Origin of the sequence: Pantoea sp. JK, from assembly GCF_026130245.1 — a bacterium.
GTDB lineage: Bacteria > Pseudomonadota > Gammaproteobacteria > Enterobacterales > Enterobacteriaceae > Pantoea > Pantoea trifolii.
The window spans coordinates 175,801-190,821 of the sequence record NZ_JAINFN010000004.1 but is presented as its reverse complement, the minus strand read 5'-3'; the positions used below and the strand labels follow the sequence as shown (position 1 = coordinate 190,821).

Here is a 15,021-nt window from a genome sequence, read left to right as displayed (position 1 = left end):
TGCCGCGCGTCAACTGCGCGCAGCCCCAGCAGAGAGAGAAAACTATGTTTGGTAAAGGCGGATTGGGCAACCTGATGAAACAGGCCCAGCAGATGCAAGACAAAATGGCCAAAGTTCAGGAAGAGATCGCCGCGATCGAAGTGACCGGTGAATCAGGCGCTGGCTTGGTTAAAGTAACCATCAACGGTGCACACAACTGCCGTCGTGTCGAAGTCGATCCAAGCTTGCTGGAAGATGACAAAGACATGCTGGAAGATCTGATCGCGGCAGCCTTCAACGATGCGGCACGTCGTATTGATGAAACGCAGAAAGAGAAGATGGCTGCGGTCTCTTCAGGTATGCAGTTGCCACCTGGCTTCAAGATGCCGTTCTGATGCAAACCAGTCCACTGCTTGAATCTTTGATGGAGTCGTTGCGCTGCCTGCCGGGCGTTGGCCCGAAGTCGGCGCAGCGCATGGCTTTTCAGCTGTTGCAGCGCGATCGTAGCGGTGGCATGCGTCTGGCGCAGGCGTTGACCCGCGCCATGTCGGAAATTGGCCACTGCGCTGATTGCCGTACCTTCACCGAGCAGGAAATCTGCACCATCTGCGCCAATCCGCGTCGTCAGCAAAACGGCCAGATTTGCGTGGTGGAGAGCCCGGCAGATATCCACGCCATTGAGCAGACCGGCCAGTTTGGCGGCCGCTACTTTGTGCTGATGGGCCACTTGTCACCGCTGGATGGCATTGGTCCACAGGATATCGGCCTGGATCGGCTGGAGCAGCGTCTCGAGCGCGAAACCTTAACCGAAGTGATCCTCGCCACCAATCCCACGGTGGAAGGGGAAGCCACGGCCAACTACATCGCCGAGCTGTGCGGACAATATGGCGTTGATGCCAGCCGCATCGCACACGGTGTACCGGTTGGCGGTGAGCTGGAAATGGTCGATGGCACCACGCTGTCGCACTCGCTCGCTGGACGCCACAAGATTAATTTCTAATCACTTGCCGATGTCTTCGCAGACATCGGCTTGAAATCCTCTCCTTCATCCCCATTTCTCTCTCAACGTATCATCAACCCCGATTCAGTTGAGGTAGCAATGACCATGAAAGGACAAGAGACGCGTGGCTTCCAGTCAGAGGTAAAACAACTTCTGCACCTGATGATCCATTCGCTCTATTCAAATAAAGAGATTTTCCTGCGCGAGCTGATTTCCAACGCTTCAGATGCCGCCGACAAACTGCGCTTCCGCGCGCTGTCGACGCCCGATCTGTATGAAGGCGACGGCGACCTGCGCGTACGTATCTCGGTCAATCCGGAAAATCGCACGCTGACGCTCAGCGATAACGGCATCGGTATGCGCCGTGATGAGGTGATTGAGAACCTCGGCACCATCGCCAAATCCGGTACCAAATCCTTCCTCGAATCCATGGGCTCCGACCAGGCGAAAGACAGCCAGCTTATCGGCCAGTTCGGCGTGGGCTTCTACTCGGCGTTTATCGTGGCGGACAAAGTCACCGTGCGCACCCGCGCCGCAGGCGCGAAAGCGGATGAAGCGGTGTTCTGGGAATCGGCCGGCGAAGGCGAGTACACATTGGCGGAGATTGAGAAAGCCGATCGCGGTACCGAAATCACGCTGCACTTCCGTGAAGGCGAAGATGATTTCCTCGATGCGTGGCGCGTACGTAACGTGATCAGCAAATACTCCGATCACATCGCGCTGCCGGTTGAAATTGAAAACAAAGACGAAGAGAGCGACACCACCACCTGGGAAAAGATCAACAAAGCCCAGGCGCTGTGGACGCGTAACAAGTCAGAGATCAGCGACGAAGAGTACAACGAGTTCTACAAACATATCGCCCATGATTTCAGCGATCCGGCGATCTGGAGCCACAACCGCGTGGAAGGCAAGCAGGAATACACCAGCCTGCTGTATCTGCCGTCACGCGCGCCGTTTGACATGTTCAACCGCGACAGCAAGCACGGCCTGAAACTTTACGTGCAACGCGTGTTCATCATGGATGACGCTGAGCAGTTCATGCCGAACTACCTGCGCTTCGTGCGCGGCCTGATAGATTCCAACGATCTGCCGCTGAACGTATCGCGTGAAATCCTGCAGGACAGCCGCGTGACCCAGAGCCTGCGCGCCGCGCTGACCAAGCGTAGCCTGCAGATGCTGGAAAAACTGGCGAAAGACGACGCAGAGAAATATCAGCAGTTCTGGAAAGAGTTCGGTCTGGTGCTGAAAGAGGGCCCGGCGGAAGACAACGCTAACCAGCAACAGATTGCCAAGCTGCTGCGCTTTGCCACCAGCCAGAGCGAAGGCGCCGAGCAGAACGTTTCGCTCGACGACTACCTGACGCGCATGGTGGAAGGTCAGGATAAGATTTACTACATCACCGCCGACAGCTATGCCGCCGCGAAGAGCAGCCCGCATCTGGAACTGTTCCGCAAGAAAGGCATCGAGGTGCTGCTGCTCTCCGATCGCATCGACGAATGGATGATGAGCTACCTCACCGAGTTCGACGGCAAAACTTTCCAGTCAGTCAGCAAAGCGGATGATTCGCTGAGCAAACTGGCCGACGAAGAGACCGAAGAGCAGAAAGAAGCGGAGAAGGCGCTGGAGCCGTTTGTTGAGCGCGTGAAAACGCTGCTGGGCGAGCGTGTGAAAGAGGTGCGTCTGACGCATCGTCTCACCGATACGCCAGCGATCGTCACCACCGATGCCAACGAAATGACCACGCAGATGGCGAAGCTGTTTGCTGCTGCCGGTCAGGACGTGCCGGACGTGAAGTACATCTTCGAGATCAATCCGGATCACACGCTGGTGAAACGCGTGGCTGATACCCAGGACGAAACGCGCTTTGCCGAGTGGGTTGAGCTGCTGCTGGATCAGGCGCTGCTCGCCGAACGCGGTACGCTGGACGATCCCAACCAGTTTATCCGTCGCATGAACCAGTTGCTGACGGCGTAATCGCACCAAACTCGTAGGGTCGCCATTCATGGCGACCTTTTTTTATCCGCTTTATATCTGCGCCTGATCCCGCAACCAATCACGAAACAAGGTAATCTCCGCATCGTGCTGGCGCGAAGTCTTGGTCATCATCAACGTCGCGCGATCGACGCGTACAAAGCCCAGCGGCGCGATCAAGGTGCCATCACTCAACTCCTGACGCACCAGCAAGCGCGGCGCCATAATCACGCCCAATCCATTTCTCGCTGCCTGAATGCCTAATGTCAAATTATCGAAATGCTTGCCGATCCAGTAATTGCCGCGCACGCCGCTGGTTTTCGCCCATTCGGCCCACGCATGCAGCCGCGTATCGGCGTGCAGCAGCGGCAGCGAGGCGAGATCCTGCTCGCTCTGAAAACAGGCCGCAAACTGCGGGGCGCACAACGGGCCGATGTAATCATCGCTGATCAAAGTGGCATCAATATCGTCATCCGGCGACTGCTCGGCGCTGAGAATCAGCACATCGGTGTGTTCGCTGCGCAGCTGGTCGATCTCCACCAGCGACTGAAACTGCACTTCGATATCGGGATAGCGCTGATAAAAGCTGGCAATACGCGGAATCAGCCATTGTGAGAGAAAGCTGGGCGCGCAGGAGACGCTAAGGTGATGGCGCATGCCGGTACGGATGCTTTCGCAGGTAGTGGAGAGTTCGCTAAAGGCTTTCTGACAGCTCACCAGCAAACGTTCACCGTGTGAGGTTAATTTGACGCGTCCATTGGTGCGCACAAACAACGGCTTCCCCATCCAGCTCTCCAGCTGTCGAACCTGATGGCTAATGGCGCTATGGGTGACATGCAGACGTTCGGCCGCCAAGCTAAAACTGCTATACAGTGCCGCCTGGTGGAAATAGTGCAGTGCACGTAACGATGGAAGCGCGGTCATACTCGTCCCCTGTGTAAAAACCTAACAGGGATTGTCAGTTTATATCATTTTAATGTCCAGCCGCATTGGCCTAACCTTTCCCCCAGATTCTGGCGGGTTGACGGCTCCGGCTCTCTGTGTTTCACGCCGACTATCACCGCAGGCTTCACCTCCCACACACAGCACAATAATAAGAGACCTATCACGCGATGGCTCCACAACTTGCTATTGCCAGGACGGCGGCGGCGCGCGATAAGCTTCGCGGCTTGCTTTCCCGCCATTACCGGCTTGAAAATTACGATCTCTTCTTCGCTCCGTCTTTGCATATCTCACGGGTGCTGCTTTCCCAGCTGTTTCTCCGTCAGGAACAGTCGCGCAATCAAACGCGCTATGCCTCCCACCATCCGGTCAGCGAACTCAGCGTACTGCCCACCTTGCCGATGACGGCGGGCAACATTGCATTGGTGGATCATGTCGATATGCAGCAAGGTCGGGTGCGGGCGCTAAGCGAATGCCAAAGCCACGGCGTTACCGATGCGTCGGAGTCATTTGCCACGCAGCTACATAAGCGGTTGGTGAGCGATGCGCGCCTGTTTGTTGCTCGCCTCGATCGCCACGCGGCGTTATGCGGCGATCTGGTGTTGATCGCGTTGCGCACCGCCGATTTCAGCACGCTGGTGCGCAGCGAACTGCGGCTGTTTGAGCAAGGATTAGCGCTTCGTGACGCACCCGAACAGGCGCTGACGATGATCGAGAACAGCGAATGGCGTCCGTTCAATATTGCGATGGTGGAAAATATCGCACTCGACTCGCCCTTTATCCTGCACTCCATTCAGCAACCGGGTTTACCCTTTGCGCTTTTTCCGCTGCCGAACGGCCTCAATGCCAGTGAATTGCCGCAGGATATTCAGGTGCTGCCGCAACAGGCGCGTTTACGCTTGCGCGCCGACGTGCGTGGCGGCGTCAACAAGCAGCAGAACGTCACGCTAACACTGAAAAAACGGCTCAAAGACGCGCTCATGCTTAGCCGTAATTCCTAAAAACGGGCACTCTGCTGGTATTTGCTGACAAAGCAGGTCAAAGTAGACCTTTCGTGACGAGCGCGCCCGTTTCCTTGTGGTGCGCGGGCCATAATGGTATGTTCTTCGCCTTCTCAGATTGAACAATGCGATTCGCAAGGGGAATTACGCAATGCGTATTATTCTGCTCGGAGCTCCGGGCGCAGGTAAAGGCACTCAGGCTCAATTCATCATGGAGAAATACGGTATTCCGCAAATCTCCACCGGTGACATGTTACGTGCGGCAGTCAAAGCAGGTACGGAACTGGGCCAACAGGCAAAAGCGATCATGGATGCCGGTAAACTGGTGACTGACGAGCTGGTGATTGCGCTGGTAAAAGAGCGTATCACTCAGGAAGACTGCAAAAACGGTTTTCTGCTCGATGGCTTCCCACGCACTATCCCGCAGGCTGACGCCATGAAAGAAGCGGGCATCAAGGTTGACTACGTGCTGGAGTTCGCTGTACCGGACGAGCTGATTGTGGATCGTATTGTTGGTCGTCGCGTTCATACGCCATCGGGCCGCGTGTATCACGTCACTTACAATCCACCGAAAGTGGAAGGTAAAGATGACCTGACCGGCGAAGAGCTGACCACACGTAAAGATGACCAGGAAGAGACCGTGCGTAAGCGTCTGGTGGAATACCATCAGCTGACCGCGCCGCTGATTGCCTACTATGGCAAAGAAGCGCAAGACGGCAACACCGAATATCACAAAATCGACGGCACGCGTCCTGTCGCTGAAGTGAGCACGCAATTGGCCACGATTCTCGGTTAATGCGTTGATGGGGCCGGTTGTCCGGCCCTTTTGCAGCAATTGCTTTCCCCTCCCTCGATTTCCGCTACAATTTCCCCCTGATTTTGCATTCGACCCATTCGTTTCGACATCAAGGAAATACCATGAGGCAAGAAAAGCCCGGGGTTTTGCTGGTTAACTTAGGCACACCAGACGCACCCACAACACCTGCGGTTAAACGCTATCTGAAACAATTCCTCGGCGATCCACGAGTGGTTGATACACCGCGCTTATTGTGGTGGCCGATTCTCAATTTCATCATCGTGCCTTTCCGCTCGCCACGCGTATCGAAACTTTATGCTTCCGTGTGGATGGATGAAGGTTCACCGCTGATGGTCTTCAGCAAGCGTCAGCGTGACGCATTGGCGCAGCGCCTCGATATGCCGGTTGAACTCGGTATGAGCTACGGCCAGCCAAGCCTCGACAGCGCGTTAAAACGCTTGCTGGATCAGGGCGTGACCAAACTCATCGTGCTGCCGCTCTATCCGCAGTTCTCCTGCTCGACGGTAGCCGCAGTCTGGGACGGCTTAGCCACCAGCTTCAAACCGTTGCGTTCGCTGCCGGAAGTGGCGTTTATCCGCGATTATGCGGAGCATCCGGCTTACATCGCCGCGCTGAAAGCCTCGGTTGAGCGCTCGTTTGCACTGCATGGCGAACCGGATCTGCTGGTGCTGTCGTATCACGGCATTCCACAGCGTTTCGCCAATGAAGGCGATGATTATCCGCTGCGCTGCAAAGACACCACCGATGCGCTGGCAGCGGCATTGGGTATTGCGCCGCACAAGATCATGATGACCTTCCAGTCGCGCTTTGGTCGCGAGCCGTGGCTGACGCCGTATACCGACGAAACCATGAAGAGTTTGCCGGCCAAAGGCATCAAGCACGTGCAGGTGATGAGTCCGGGCTTTGCGGCGGATTGCCTCGAAACGCTCGAGGAGATCAGCGGTGAAAACTGCGAGATCTTCCTGCATGCCGGCGGCGAAAAGTTCGAGTACATTCCAGCGCTCAACGACGATGCTGAGCACATTGAAATGATGGTGCAGCTGGTCAACGCGCGCCGTTAAGGGTGTGGCAGAGAGTGTGATATCATTCTCTGCCTGATTTTCCCTGACGGCACTCTCGATGAAATTTCCCGGCAAACGCAAATCCAAACACTATTTCCCCGTCAACGCGCGCGATCCGCTGCTGCAAGCCACGCAGCAAGAGCAGGAAGAGGGCAGTTGGGTGGTGGGTATCGACCAGACGCTGGTGGATATTGAAGCCAAAGTTGATGACGACTTTCTGCAGCGTTACGGCTTAAGCGCCGGTCACTCGCTGGTGATCGACGATGCTACCGCCGAAGCGCTCTACAACGACCTGATGCGCGAAGCGCTTATCAGCCATCAATTTGCCGGTGGCACCATCGGAAATACCCTGCATAACTACTCGGTGCTGGCGGATGATCGCTCGGTGCTGCTCGGCGTGATGTGCAATAACATCCAGATCGGCGGCTACGCCTATCGCTACCTGTGCAACACCTCCAGCCGTATGGATCTGAACTTCCTGCAGGGCGTTGATGGCGCGATTGGCCGCTGCTTCACGCTGATTGGCGAGCAGGGCGAACGTACCTTCGCCATCAGCCCTGGCTTAATGAACCAGCTGCAGGCCAACAGCATTCCGGAAGAGGTGATTGCGGGCGCCTCGGCGCTGGTGCTGACTTCCTATCTGGTGCGCTGCCAGCCGGGCGAACCGATGCCGGAAGCCACCTTGCGCGCCATCGAATACGCCAAAAAACACAATGTGCCGGTGGTATTGACGCTCGGCACCAAATACGTGATTCAGGATAACCCGCAGTTCTGGCGCGATTTCCTGCGCGACCACGTCTCGATTGTGGCGATGAACGAAGAGGAAGCCTATGCGCTGACCGGTGAACAGGATCCGCTGCTGGCGTCAAATATGGCGCTGGATTGGGTGGATTTGGTGCTGTGTACCGCCGGGCCAACCGGTTTGTACATGGCCGGTTTCACCGAAGAAGAGTACAAACGCAAAACCAATCATCCGCTGCTGCCGGGCGCGCTGGCTGAGTTCAACCAATATGAATTTAGCCGCGCGATGCGCCACAAGGATTGCGATCAGCCGCTGCGCATCTTCTCGCATATCGCGCCTTATATGGGCGGACCAGAGAAGATCATGAACACCAACGGCGCGGGCGATGGTGCGCTGGCGGCGCTGCTGCACGACATCACCGCCAACAACTTCCACCGCCAAAAAGTACCTAACTCCAGCAAACACGGCCGCGCCTACCTGACCTATTCGTCACTGGCACAGGTGTGTAAATACGCGAACCGGGTCAGTTATCAGGTGCTGAACCAGCATTCCCCGCGTCTGACGCGCGGCCTGCCGGAGCGGGAAGACAGCTTAGAAGAGTCTTACTGGGACCGATAAAACGGAAGGTCGCCATTCATGGCGACCTTCTCAATGACCGCACTCACTTAAATCGGGCACTCACGCACAATCGGGTTCTGCGCAATCTCCTCTTCCAGCACATGCAACATGCTGTTGGCAATCTCACGCTCGCCCATCACCACGCGATTTGCGCCGCGCTCCATAATGTAGGTCACTTCGTCGTCATAATGCGCACGCGCAATAATCTCAATATCCGGGCGCTTCTCGCGCGCCGCCGTCACTACTTCACCGGCTTCGTAACCATTTGGAATAGTCAGCAGCAGCCAGCGGGCGCAGTCGAGGCGCGCTAATTCCATGGTATCAACGCGTGCTGCATTGCCCAGCACGGCTTTGATTCCCTGCTCGCGTAGTGCTTCAACGCGCGGGCGCGAGTTCTCCACCACCACCAGCGGTACATCCGCTTCCATCAGCTTTTGCCCCAGCAGGCTGCCGACGCGACCATAACCAACCAGCACCGCGTGATTGCAGATATCCACCGGAATCTGTTTCTCTTCTTCGATCGCTTCTTCCAGCGTCTGCTCTTCGATGGTCTCGGTTTTGTCGAGGTAGCGTTCCAGCATGCTAAACAGAATCGGATTAAGCATGATGGAGAGAATCGCCGCCGCCAGCACCAGATTGCGGCCTTCCTCGCTCAGCATGCCAAGCGAGATGCCGAGACCGGCCAGAATAAAGGCGAATTCACCAATCTGCGCCAGGCTCACCGAAATGGTCATCGCGGTACGACGTGAATGGCCAAGCAGCGTTACCAGTAGCCAGGCGGCGATGGATTTACCCAGTACGATAATCGCCAGCGCGCCCAATACAGCCAGCGGCTGCTCAATCAGGATCATCGGGTCAAACAGCATGCCGACGGATACAAAGAACAGTACCGCGAACGCATCGCGCAGCGGCAAGGTATCGTGCGCCGCGCGGTGGCTGAGTTCGGATTCGTTCAGCACCATGCCAGCAAAGAAAGCGCCGAGGGCGAAGGAGACATCAAAGAATTCAACGGCGCCAAAGGCGATACCGAGCGCCAGCGCTAACACCGCAAGGGTAAACAGCTCACGCGAACCGGTTGCGGCACTTTTTGCCAGAATCCACGGTACCACGCGACGGCCTACCACCATCATCAGCACCATAAAGGCGACGACTTTACCGATGGTCAGCAGCAGATCCCACAACAGCAGCGTTGGGCTGGCGTTGCCTTGTTCCAGCATGCCCGCAATCGCTGGCAGCAGCACCAGCGTCAGCACCATCACCAAATCTTCCACGATCAACCAGCCAATGGCGATTTGCCCGCGCTGGCTATCAATCAGCTGACGCTCTTCCAGCGCGCGCAGCAGCACCACAGTACTGGCGGTGGAAAGACACAGACCAAATACCAGACCGGTCATCCACGACCAGCCCATCGTCCAGGAAAGTCCCATTCCCAGCAGCGTGGCCACGGCGATTTGCGCGATGGCGCCAGGAATGGCGATGGACTTTACCGACATCAAATCCTTGAGCGAGAAGTGCAAACCGACACCAAACATCAGCAGAATAACGCCGAGTTCAGCCAGTTCTGGAGCAAGGTTGGTATCCGCGACAAAGCCTGGCGTGAAAGGGCCGGCCAATACGCCAGCTAATAGATAACCAACCAGCGGTGAGATGCGCAGGCGGTTTGCCAGCATACCAAGGAGAAATGCGAGGACCAGCCCCCCGACAATGGTAGTGATCAACGGTGTGGTGTGATGCATGCCTGTCTCCTTGTGTGCAAATGTATCCGCTTGTAACAACCTAGTGTAATGCACAATCACTGACCGCGTTTAAACATTTGAGCGGTAAAAACGCACTAAATTGAAAAAATGAGACTAAAACGCAGCTGAAGCTCCATTTTCGTCAGTTATCTCACTATATCGGCTGGAAATACGCAGAATGAAGAGTGGCGCGGAAAAATAGTTGCGACGGGAAACTGGCTTCGCAGCAGGTGTTGTTGCGGTTAAAGCGGTCCTAAGTCGATAAAGTCGCCGCCAGGCGTAGAATTGGGTTATCCAATGAAGCGCCTGACGGTTATGCAGCTTGTTTGATTGATGCTTTGCCAGTTTCATCTTGAGTTAGCCAGCCATCTGTGCGAAACAGAAGGGCGATAACGCACATTAAGTCCACCGCTAAGTGGAAAAACGCAGAATAAGGAGATCGGCTTTGTTTTTATCACCGCGAAAGGGGCGCTGGCTGGCGCTGACAGTGTTACTGCTGCCGATGCTGGCGCAGGCGTGGCAAACGGATCGCAGTTATCGTTTTAGTATTCTGCATACCAACGATCATCACGGTCGCTACTGGACCAACGCGCAGGGCGAATATGGCCTCGCCGCGCAGAAAACCCTGATGGATCAACAGCGCTACGATGTGCAGGCCAAAGGCGGCGGCGCGCTGATCCTGTCGGCAGGCGATGTGAACACCGGTGTACCCGAGTCAGACATGCTGGATGCTGAACCCGATATTCGCGGCATGAACCTGGTGGGTTATGACGCCATGGCGCTGGGCAATCACGAATTCGACAAACCACTTAGCGTGCTGCAAAAGCAGCAGAAGTGGGCCAAATTCCCTTTCCTTTCGGCCAACATCTATCAAAAAGGCACCGACACACGCTTATTTAAGCCGTGGGCGACCTTTAACCGCATGGGGCTGAAGATTGCGGTGATCGGCCTGACCACCACCGACACGCTACGTATCGCCAATCCAGAAAATATTGCGACCATTGATATTCGCGATCCGGTGAAAGAGACCGAGAAAGCGGTGGCGGAATTACGCGCCAGCGAAAAGCCTGACGTGATCATCGCGCTGACGCACATGGGCCATTACGACGACGGCCAGCACGGCAGCAATGCGCCGGGTGACGTGGAGCTGGCGCGCAGCCTGCCGCCGGGCACCATCAACGTGATCATTGGTGGCCATTCACAGGATGCGGTGTGCATGGAGAAAGAGAACGTCAGCGTAAAAGATTATCAGCCGGGCCAGCCTTGCCAGCCGGATCGTCAAAACGGCGTGTGGATCATGCAGGCGAAAGAGTGGGGCAAATTTGTTGGGCGCGGCGACTTCACCTTTCGCAATGGCGAGCTGACGCTGGAGAATTACCAGCTAATCCCGGTTAACCTCAAGCACAAAGTGAAGAATCTTGATGGCAGCGAATCCTGGCTCACCTGGCAGGAAGAGATCCCGCCGAACAGCGCGATGATGAAGCTGTTAACGCCTTTCCAGCTGCGTGCTGGCAAGCAGCTGGATGTCAAAGTCGGCAGCAGCGACGGCGTGTTTGTCGGCGAGCGCGACAAAGTACGCTTCGAGCAAACCAATCTTGGGCAGCTGATTTTGCGCGCACAAATGGCGGCAACCAAAGCGGACTTTGCGGTAATGAGCGGCGGCGGCATTCGTACGTCGCTGGCGCAAGGCAATCTCAGCTGGCGCGATTTGCTGCAGGTGCAGCCGTTCGGCAATCAGGTGGTCTCAGTTACGCTGAGCGGCAATGAACTGCTGAGTTATCTGGCGACGGTGGCCAATATCAAAGTGGATTCCGGCGGCTTCGCGCAGTTCAGCAACATCAGTCTGGTGGCGGATGGCAAAGGCGTCAGCGACGTGAAGATCAACGGCAAACCGCTGCAAAAGGATAAAACCTACCGCATGGCGACCAACAGCTTTAACGCCAGCGGCGGCGACGGCTATCCGAATATTGAAACTCATGCTGGTTTCAGCAACAGCGGGCAGCGCGATGCGGATGTGCTGCGTGACTACGTCAGTCAGCATTCACCTTTAAAAGTGAGTGACTATCAACCGAGCGGGATTGTGCATCTGACGGCGGCACAAATTGAAGAGCGCAACAAAGCGCAGGAGAAGCAACGCAAGCCAAGCTATCCACAAATGATTCTGGCATGGATCTGGCCGCGCGCTGCACAGCAACATTGAACTCTGCGCACGTAGGGTCGCCATTCATGGCGACCTCTTTCGAAATGAGCGCCTCAAGCCTGACAGGATTTCTGCGTCACCCAACGGTGGCGCAACTTATCCCACATCCAGTTGTAAACCATGGTGTAGGGCAGGAAGAACAGGAAGAACGCCACTTCCAGCACAAAGGCTTCCAGCAACGAAATATTCAGCATCCAGGCGGCAATCGGCAAGCCAATCAGGATAAACCCGCCTTCAAAGCCCAGCGCATGCATCGCGCGCAAACCGAATCCGCGTTTAACCTGCGGCGGCCAGATGCGATCAAAACCGCTGTTATAGATCATGTTCCACAGCATGGCGACGGTCGACAGCATAATCGCCAGCGCGCCCATCTGAAACAGCGGTTTCTCCATGATCCAGGCAGCCAGCGGTGCAACAGTGATAAGTGCCAACCCCTCAAAGCCTGCGGCATGACAAAAACGTTCTTTCAGTGAACGGGTACGCATATAAACCTCCTTATTGGTGACAACACGCATTTTCGCACTGTGTGATGCTAAGATAAAATGATCACCTATCGATAAAAGCGATGGTTCACCATGAAGTATTCCCCGGAATCCCTTGAGGCATTTGTGCAAACTGTGGCCAGCGGATCCTTTTCAGCGGCAGCGCGTGCGTTGGGCAAAAGCCAGTCCACCATCAGTAGCGCGATCGCGAATCTGGAAGATGATCTCGGTTTCACGCTGTTTGATCGCAGCGGCCGTCAGCCGGTACTGACTGAGCAAGGTCAACGTGCGCTGGCGCAGGTGCAGCAGATTTTGGCAGCGAGCCAGCGGCTGGATGAGCTGGCAGTGCGCTTGTCGCAGGGTGTTGAGCCGCGTCTCAGCATGGCGATTTCCGATTTTTGGCAGGCCGATCACCATGAAAATCTCCTCAACCGGTTCGAGGCTCGTTACCCAGATATCGAATTCGAGTGCATGATTGCCGAGGATGCTGATGCGTTAGATCTGATACAAGCCGGACGCGTGCATCTTGGTGTGGTGCGTGCGCAGCCGCAACTGCCGCCGGATTTGGCAGTGGCGCGCTTGCAGGTTGGCGCGCAGATGGCGATCTATCTGCATCAGAACCATGCTTTTTCCCAGCTGGATCAGGTCAGTGAAGGGCAGTTGGGCGAGCTACGGCATCTGCGGCTTAATACCTGGGTACAAAACCACGATCCGCTGCCGGCGGGGCGAGTGTGGGCCGCTCCATCTTACTTACTTTTACTTGAGATGGCGGAGCAGGGTTTTGGCTGGAGCATACTGCCGCGCTGGCTGGTGGAGCAGTTTGGGCATCAGGTGCTAAAGGAGTTGCCGGTGCCGGGCTGGCCGCAGCGTATTGCGGTTGATGTGGTGTGGTCGCGACGTAATCCGCCGGGACCGGCTGGGCGCTGGATGATCGATCAACTTTGCGCTCAGCAGCCCGATTAATCGCGCCGCGCGATGTCGGCCAGCGGTGCGTCCAGCAGGCGAGACAAATCGTGTGCGGCCAACTCCAGATCCAAGCCGCGTTTGCCGCCGGAGATAAAGATGGTGGCAAATTCGGCCGCTTGCTGATCGATCACCGTCGGCAGACGTTTTTTCTGTCCTAACGGGCTGATGCCGCCCACCAGATAACCGGTCACGCGCTGTGCCAGCTGCGGATCGGCCATATCCGCTTTCTTCGCGCCCAGCGCTTTGGCGACCTTTTTGAGATCCAGCTGGGTTGAGACCGGCGTCACCGCAACCGCCAGCGCTTTGGCATCGCCGTTGAGCGACACCAGCAAGGTTTTGAACACCTGACGTGCATCAAGATTCAGCTTGCGTACCGCTTCGTCGCCAAAATTGGTTTCATGGCTATCGTGGTCGTACGGATGCAGGGTAAAGGTGACTTTTTGTTTTTCCAGAAGTTTTACCGCAGGCGTCATGATCGGTCCTTGTTAGGAAAATTCTTATTTCCGTTTTGATGGAAAAACAGTGGCGAAATTCTGAACTTTGCGCGAGAATTGGCCCGCGCCAGCAAGAGATTGTTGGTGATAACCAAAATCATAAACAAATTCCTCTTTGACGGGCCAATATCATTATTGGCCTTCTTTTTTTGTGTTTGGTGCATTTTTGTAGGGGCGCCATTTATGGCGACCAATACGTTAACCACTAAGCAAATCCGGCAAATTATCATCGCCATACAGGTGCAGCGCACCCACCGCCACCACATAACGTCCTTTCGGTAACGCCAGCAGCAACTCGCGCCAGTGCTGATTGCGGTTACGCATCAGCGTGTCGTTCAGCTCGCTGCTAAAGGTGGTCGGCAGCGCCACCGGTTGCTGCGTCGGCGGCGCGTCCAGCCACCAGCTGATCATGGTTTGCAGCAGGCGCGCATTGGTGTGCCAGTGTTCCAGCGTATCCAGTAACAGCGGCAAACCATCCTGCGGCAGCGATTTGAGCAGGGCGATCTGCGTTTCCGGACCTTCCAGCTCGATAACGCGTTTGTTGGCTGCTTTGGCCGCCTGCAACAGCTGATAATCGATACCAAACTGCGGACGCAATCCCAGCCGCTGCGCCTGTTGCGCCTGCAACATCAGCGCGATCTGCCAGAACGGCAGCGTATCGAACAGGCTCAATGACAGCGAAAGTTCATCGCATAAGGCCTGCAGACGCTGTAGCACCTCGTCGTCGAGCCGCATGGCCAGCGGCGGATGTTCATCATCATTGCTGAACGGCGATCCGCCTTGTGTGATATCGGCTTCGACAATCAGCGCATCGGCTTTATGCAGCTGGCGCAACAGCCCGGCAGGCAGCGGCTGCATATCGCGCGTGCCCATGTGAATGCTGCCCGCCAGATGCAAACGACGATCGCCCAGCTGAATATCCATCGCCGGCCAGCTGTAGCTGGCCGGGAAAAGGGTCGCGATCCGTTGTTGGATGCTGTGCCACAGACCGTGTCTCATTCCCTGTCCTTTT

Annotated in this window: 14 protein-coding genes; 9 read left to right on the top strand and 5 right to left on the bottom strand. The window is 56.1% G+C overall.

What is annotated here, in order from left to right:
- The first annotated feature begins 44 nt into the window (after positions 1–44).
- The 3 genes from PanJK_RS11305 to htpG all read left to right on the top strand — a co-directional run bounded on the left by PanJK_RS11305 (position 45) and on the right by htpG (position 2,953).
- Positions 45–374, top strand: a complete 330-nt coding sequence (locus PanJK_RS11305) for a YbaB/EbfC family nucleoid-associated protein (protein ID WP_008103874.1) — start codon at positions 45–47, stop codon at positions 372–374.
- Positions 374–979, top strand: a complete 606-nt coding sequence (gene recR, locus PanJK_RS11300) for a recombination mediator RecR (protein ID WP_008103873.1) — start codon at positions 374–376, stop codon at positions 977–979. Before PanJK_RS11305 ends, recR begins: the two co-directional genes overlap by 1 nt.
- Positions 980–1,078: 99 nt before the next feature.
- Positions 1,079–2,953, top strand: a complete 1,875-nt coding sequence (gene htpG / locus PanJK_RS11295) for a molecular chaperone HtpG (RefSeq protein ID WP_265299693.1) — start codon at positions 1,079–1,081, stop codon at positions 2,951–2,953.
- A 51-nt stretch (positions 2,954–3,004) separates the two neighbouring features.
- Here the strand turns inward: htpG and PanJK_RS11290 are convergent, their stop codons facing one another.
- Positions 3,005–3,874 carry a LysR substrate-binding domain-containing protein gene (locus PanJK_RS11290; RefSeq protein ID WP_265299691.1) on the bottom strand — a complete coding sequence of 290 codons (870 nt, stop codon included), beginning with the start codon at positions 3,872–3,874 and terminating at the stop codon, positions 3,005–3,007.
- A gap of 188 nt (positions 3,875–4,062) precedes the next feature.
- On the opposite strand from PanJK_RS11290, the gene PanJK_RS11285 reads away from it, so the two are divergent.
- From PanJK_RS11285 to PanJK_RS11270, 4 genes are all read left to right on the top strand, one after another.
- Positions 4,063–4,893, top strand: coding sequence for a DUF6024 family protein (locus PanJK_RS11285; RefSeq protein ID WP_265299689.1), 831 nt, complete (start codon positions 4,063–4,065; stop codon positions 4,891–4,893).
- A 151-nt stretch (positions 4,894–5,044) separates the two neighbouring features.
- Complete coding sequence (adk, locus tag PanJK_RS11280; protein ID WP_061717437.1) at positions 5,045–5,689, top strand: adenylate kinase; 645 nt, start codon at positions 5,045–5,047, stop codon at positions 5,687–5,689.
- 122 nt (positions 5,690–5,811) lie between these two features.
- A complete protein-coding gene (gene hemH, locus PanJK_RS11275) occupies positions 5,812–6,771 on the top strand; it encodes a ferrochelatase (protein ID WP_154153565.1) in 960 nt (319 codons plus the stop codon).
- Positions 6,772–6,829: 58 nt separating this feature from the next.
- Positions 6,830–8,131, top strand: coding sequence for an inosine/guanosine kinase (locus tag PanJK_RS11270; RefSeq protein WP_265299684.1), 1,302 nt, complete (start codon positions 6,830–6,832; stop codon positions 8,129–8,131).
- Positions 8,132–8,178: 47 nt separating this feature from the next.
- Here the strand turns inward: PanJK_RS11270 and ybaL are convergent, their stop codons facing one another.
- Positions 8,179–9,867 carry a YbaL family putative K(+) efflux transporter gene (ybaL, locus tag PanJK_RS11265; protein WP_256695829.1) on the bottom strand — a complete coding sequence of 563 codons (1,689 nt, stop codon included), beginning with the start codon at positions 9,865–9,867 and terminating at the stop codon, positions 8,179–8,181.
- Positions 9,868–10,312: 445 nt separating this feature from the next.
- Here ybaL and ushA point away from each other — a divergent pair, with 445 nt between their 5' ends.
- Positions 10,313–12,067, top strand: a complete 1,755-nt coding sequence (gene ushA, locus PanJK_RS11260) for a bifunctional UDP-sugar hydrolase/5'-nucleotidase UshA (RefSeq protein WP_321161849.1) — start codon at positions 10,313–10,315, stop codon at positions 12,065–12,067.
- Positions 12,068–12,120: 53 nt separating this feature from the next.
- Here the strand turns inward: ushA and PanJK_RS11255 are convergent, their stop codons facing one another.
- Entirely contained in the window at positions 12,121–12,552 is a 432-nt protein-coding gene (locus tag PanJK_RS11255; RefSeq protein ID WP_008103853.1) for a multidrug/biocide efflux PACE transporter, read from the bottom strand.
- A gap of 90 nt (positions 12,553–12,642) precedes the next feature.
- On the opposite strand from PanJK_RS11255, the gene PanJK_RS11250 reads away from it, so the two are divergent.
- The gene (locus PanJK_RS11250; RefSeq protein ID WP_256695830.1) at positions 12,643–13,512 is read left to right on the top strand and encodes a LysR family transcriptional regulator; all 870 of its coding nucleotides are present in this window, start codon (positions 12,643–12,645) and stop codon (positions 13,510–13,512) included.
- On the opposite strand, the gene ybaK is transcribed toward PanJK_RS11250, so the two are convergent.
- On the bottom strand, positions 13,509–13,988 hold the full coding sequence (gene ybaK / locus PanJK_RS11245; RefSeq protein ID WP_256695831.1) for a Cys-tRNA(Pro)/Cys-tRNA(Cys) deacylase YbaK: 480 nt from the start codon (positions 13,986–13,988) through the stop codon (positions 13,509–13,511). The genes PanJK_RS11250 and ybaK overlap by 4 nt on opposite strands.
- A gap of 219 nt (positions 13,989–14,207) precedes the next feature.
- Complete coding sequence (locus PanJK_RS11240) at positions 14,208–15,008, bottom strand: TraB/GumN family protein (protein WP_265299679.1); 801 nt, start codon at positions 15,006–15,008, stop codon at positions 14,208–14,210.
- Positions 15,009–15,021: the final 13 nt, after the last annotated feature.

Coding starts and splice junctions, on each gene's coding strand:
- PanJK_RS11250 (WP_256695830.1), top strand. CDS start 12,643: ATGAAGTATTCCCCGGAATCCCTTGAGGCATTTGTGCAAACTGTGGCC.
- PanJK_RS11285 (WP_265299689.1), top strand. CDS start 4,063: ATGGCTCCACAACTTGCTATTGCCAGGACGGCGGCGGCGCGCGATAAG.
- PanJK_RS11305 (WP_008103874.1), top strand. CDS start 45: ATGTTTGGTAAAGGCGGATTGGGCAACCTGATGAAACAGGCCCAGCAG.
- ybaK (WP_256695831.1), bottom strand. CDS start 13,988: ATGACGCCTGCGGTAAAACTTCTGGAAAAACAAAAAGTCACCTTTACC.
- PanJK_RS11270 (WP_265299684.1), top strand. CDS start 6,830: ATGAAATTTCCCGGCAAACGCAAATCCAAACACTATTTCCCCGTCAAC.
- PanJK_RS11255 (WP_008103853.1), bottom strand. CDS start 12,552: ATGCGTACCCGTTCACTGAAAGAACGTTTTTGTCATGCCGCAGGCTTT.
- htpG (WP_265299693.1), top strand. CDS start 1,079: ATGACCATGAAAGGACAAGAGACGCGTGGCTTCCAGTCAGAGGTAAAA.
- adk (WP_061717437.1), top strand. CDS start 5,045: ATGCGTATTATTCTGCTCGGAGCTCCGGGCGCAGGTAAAGGCACTCAG.
- recR (WP_008103873.1), top strand. CDS start 374: ATGCAAACCAGTCCACTGCTTGAATCTTTGATGGAGTCGTTGCGCTGC.
- hemH (WP_154153565.1), top strand. CDS start 5,812: ATGAGGCAAGAAAAGCCCGGGGTTTTGCTGGTTAACTTAGGCACACCA.
- PanJK_RS11240 (WP_265299679.1), bottom strand. CDS start 15,008: ATGAGACACGGTCTGTGGCACAGCATCCAACAACGGATCGCGACCCTT.
- PanJK_RS11290 (WP_265299691.1), bottom strand. CDS start 3,874: ATGACCGCGCTTCCATCGTTACGTGCACTGCACTATTTCCACCAGGCG.
- ybaL (WP_256695829.1), bottom strand. CDS start 9,867: ATGCATCACACCACACCGTTGATCACTACCATTGTCGGGGGGCTGGTC.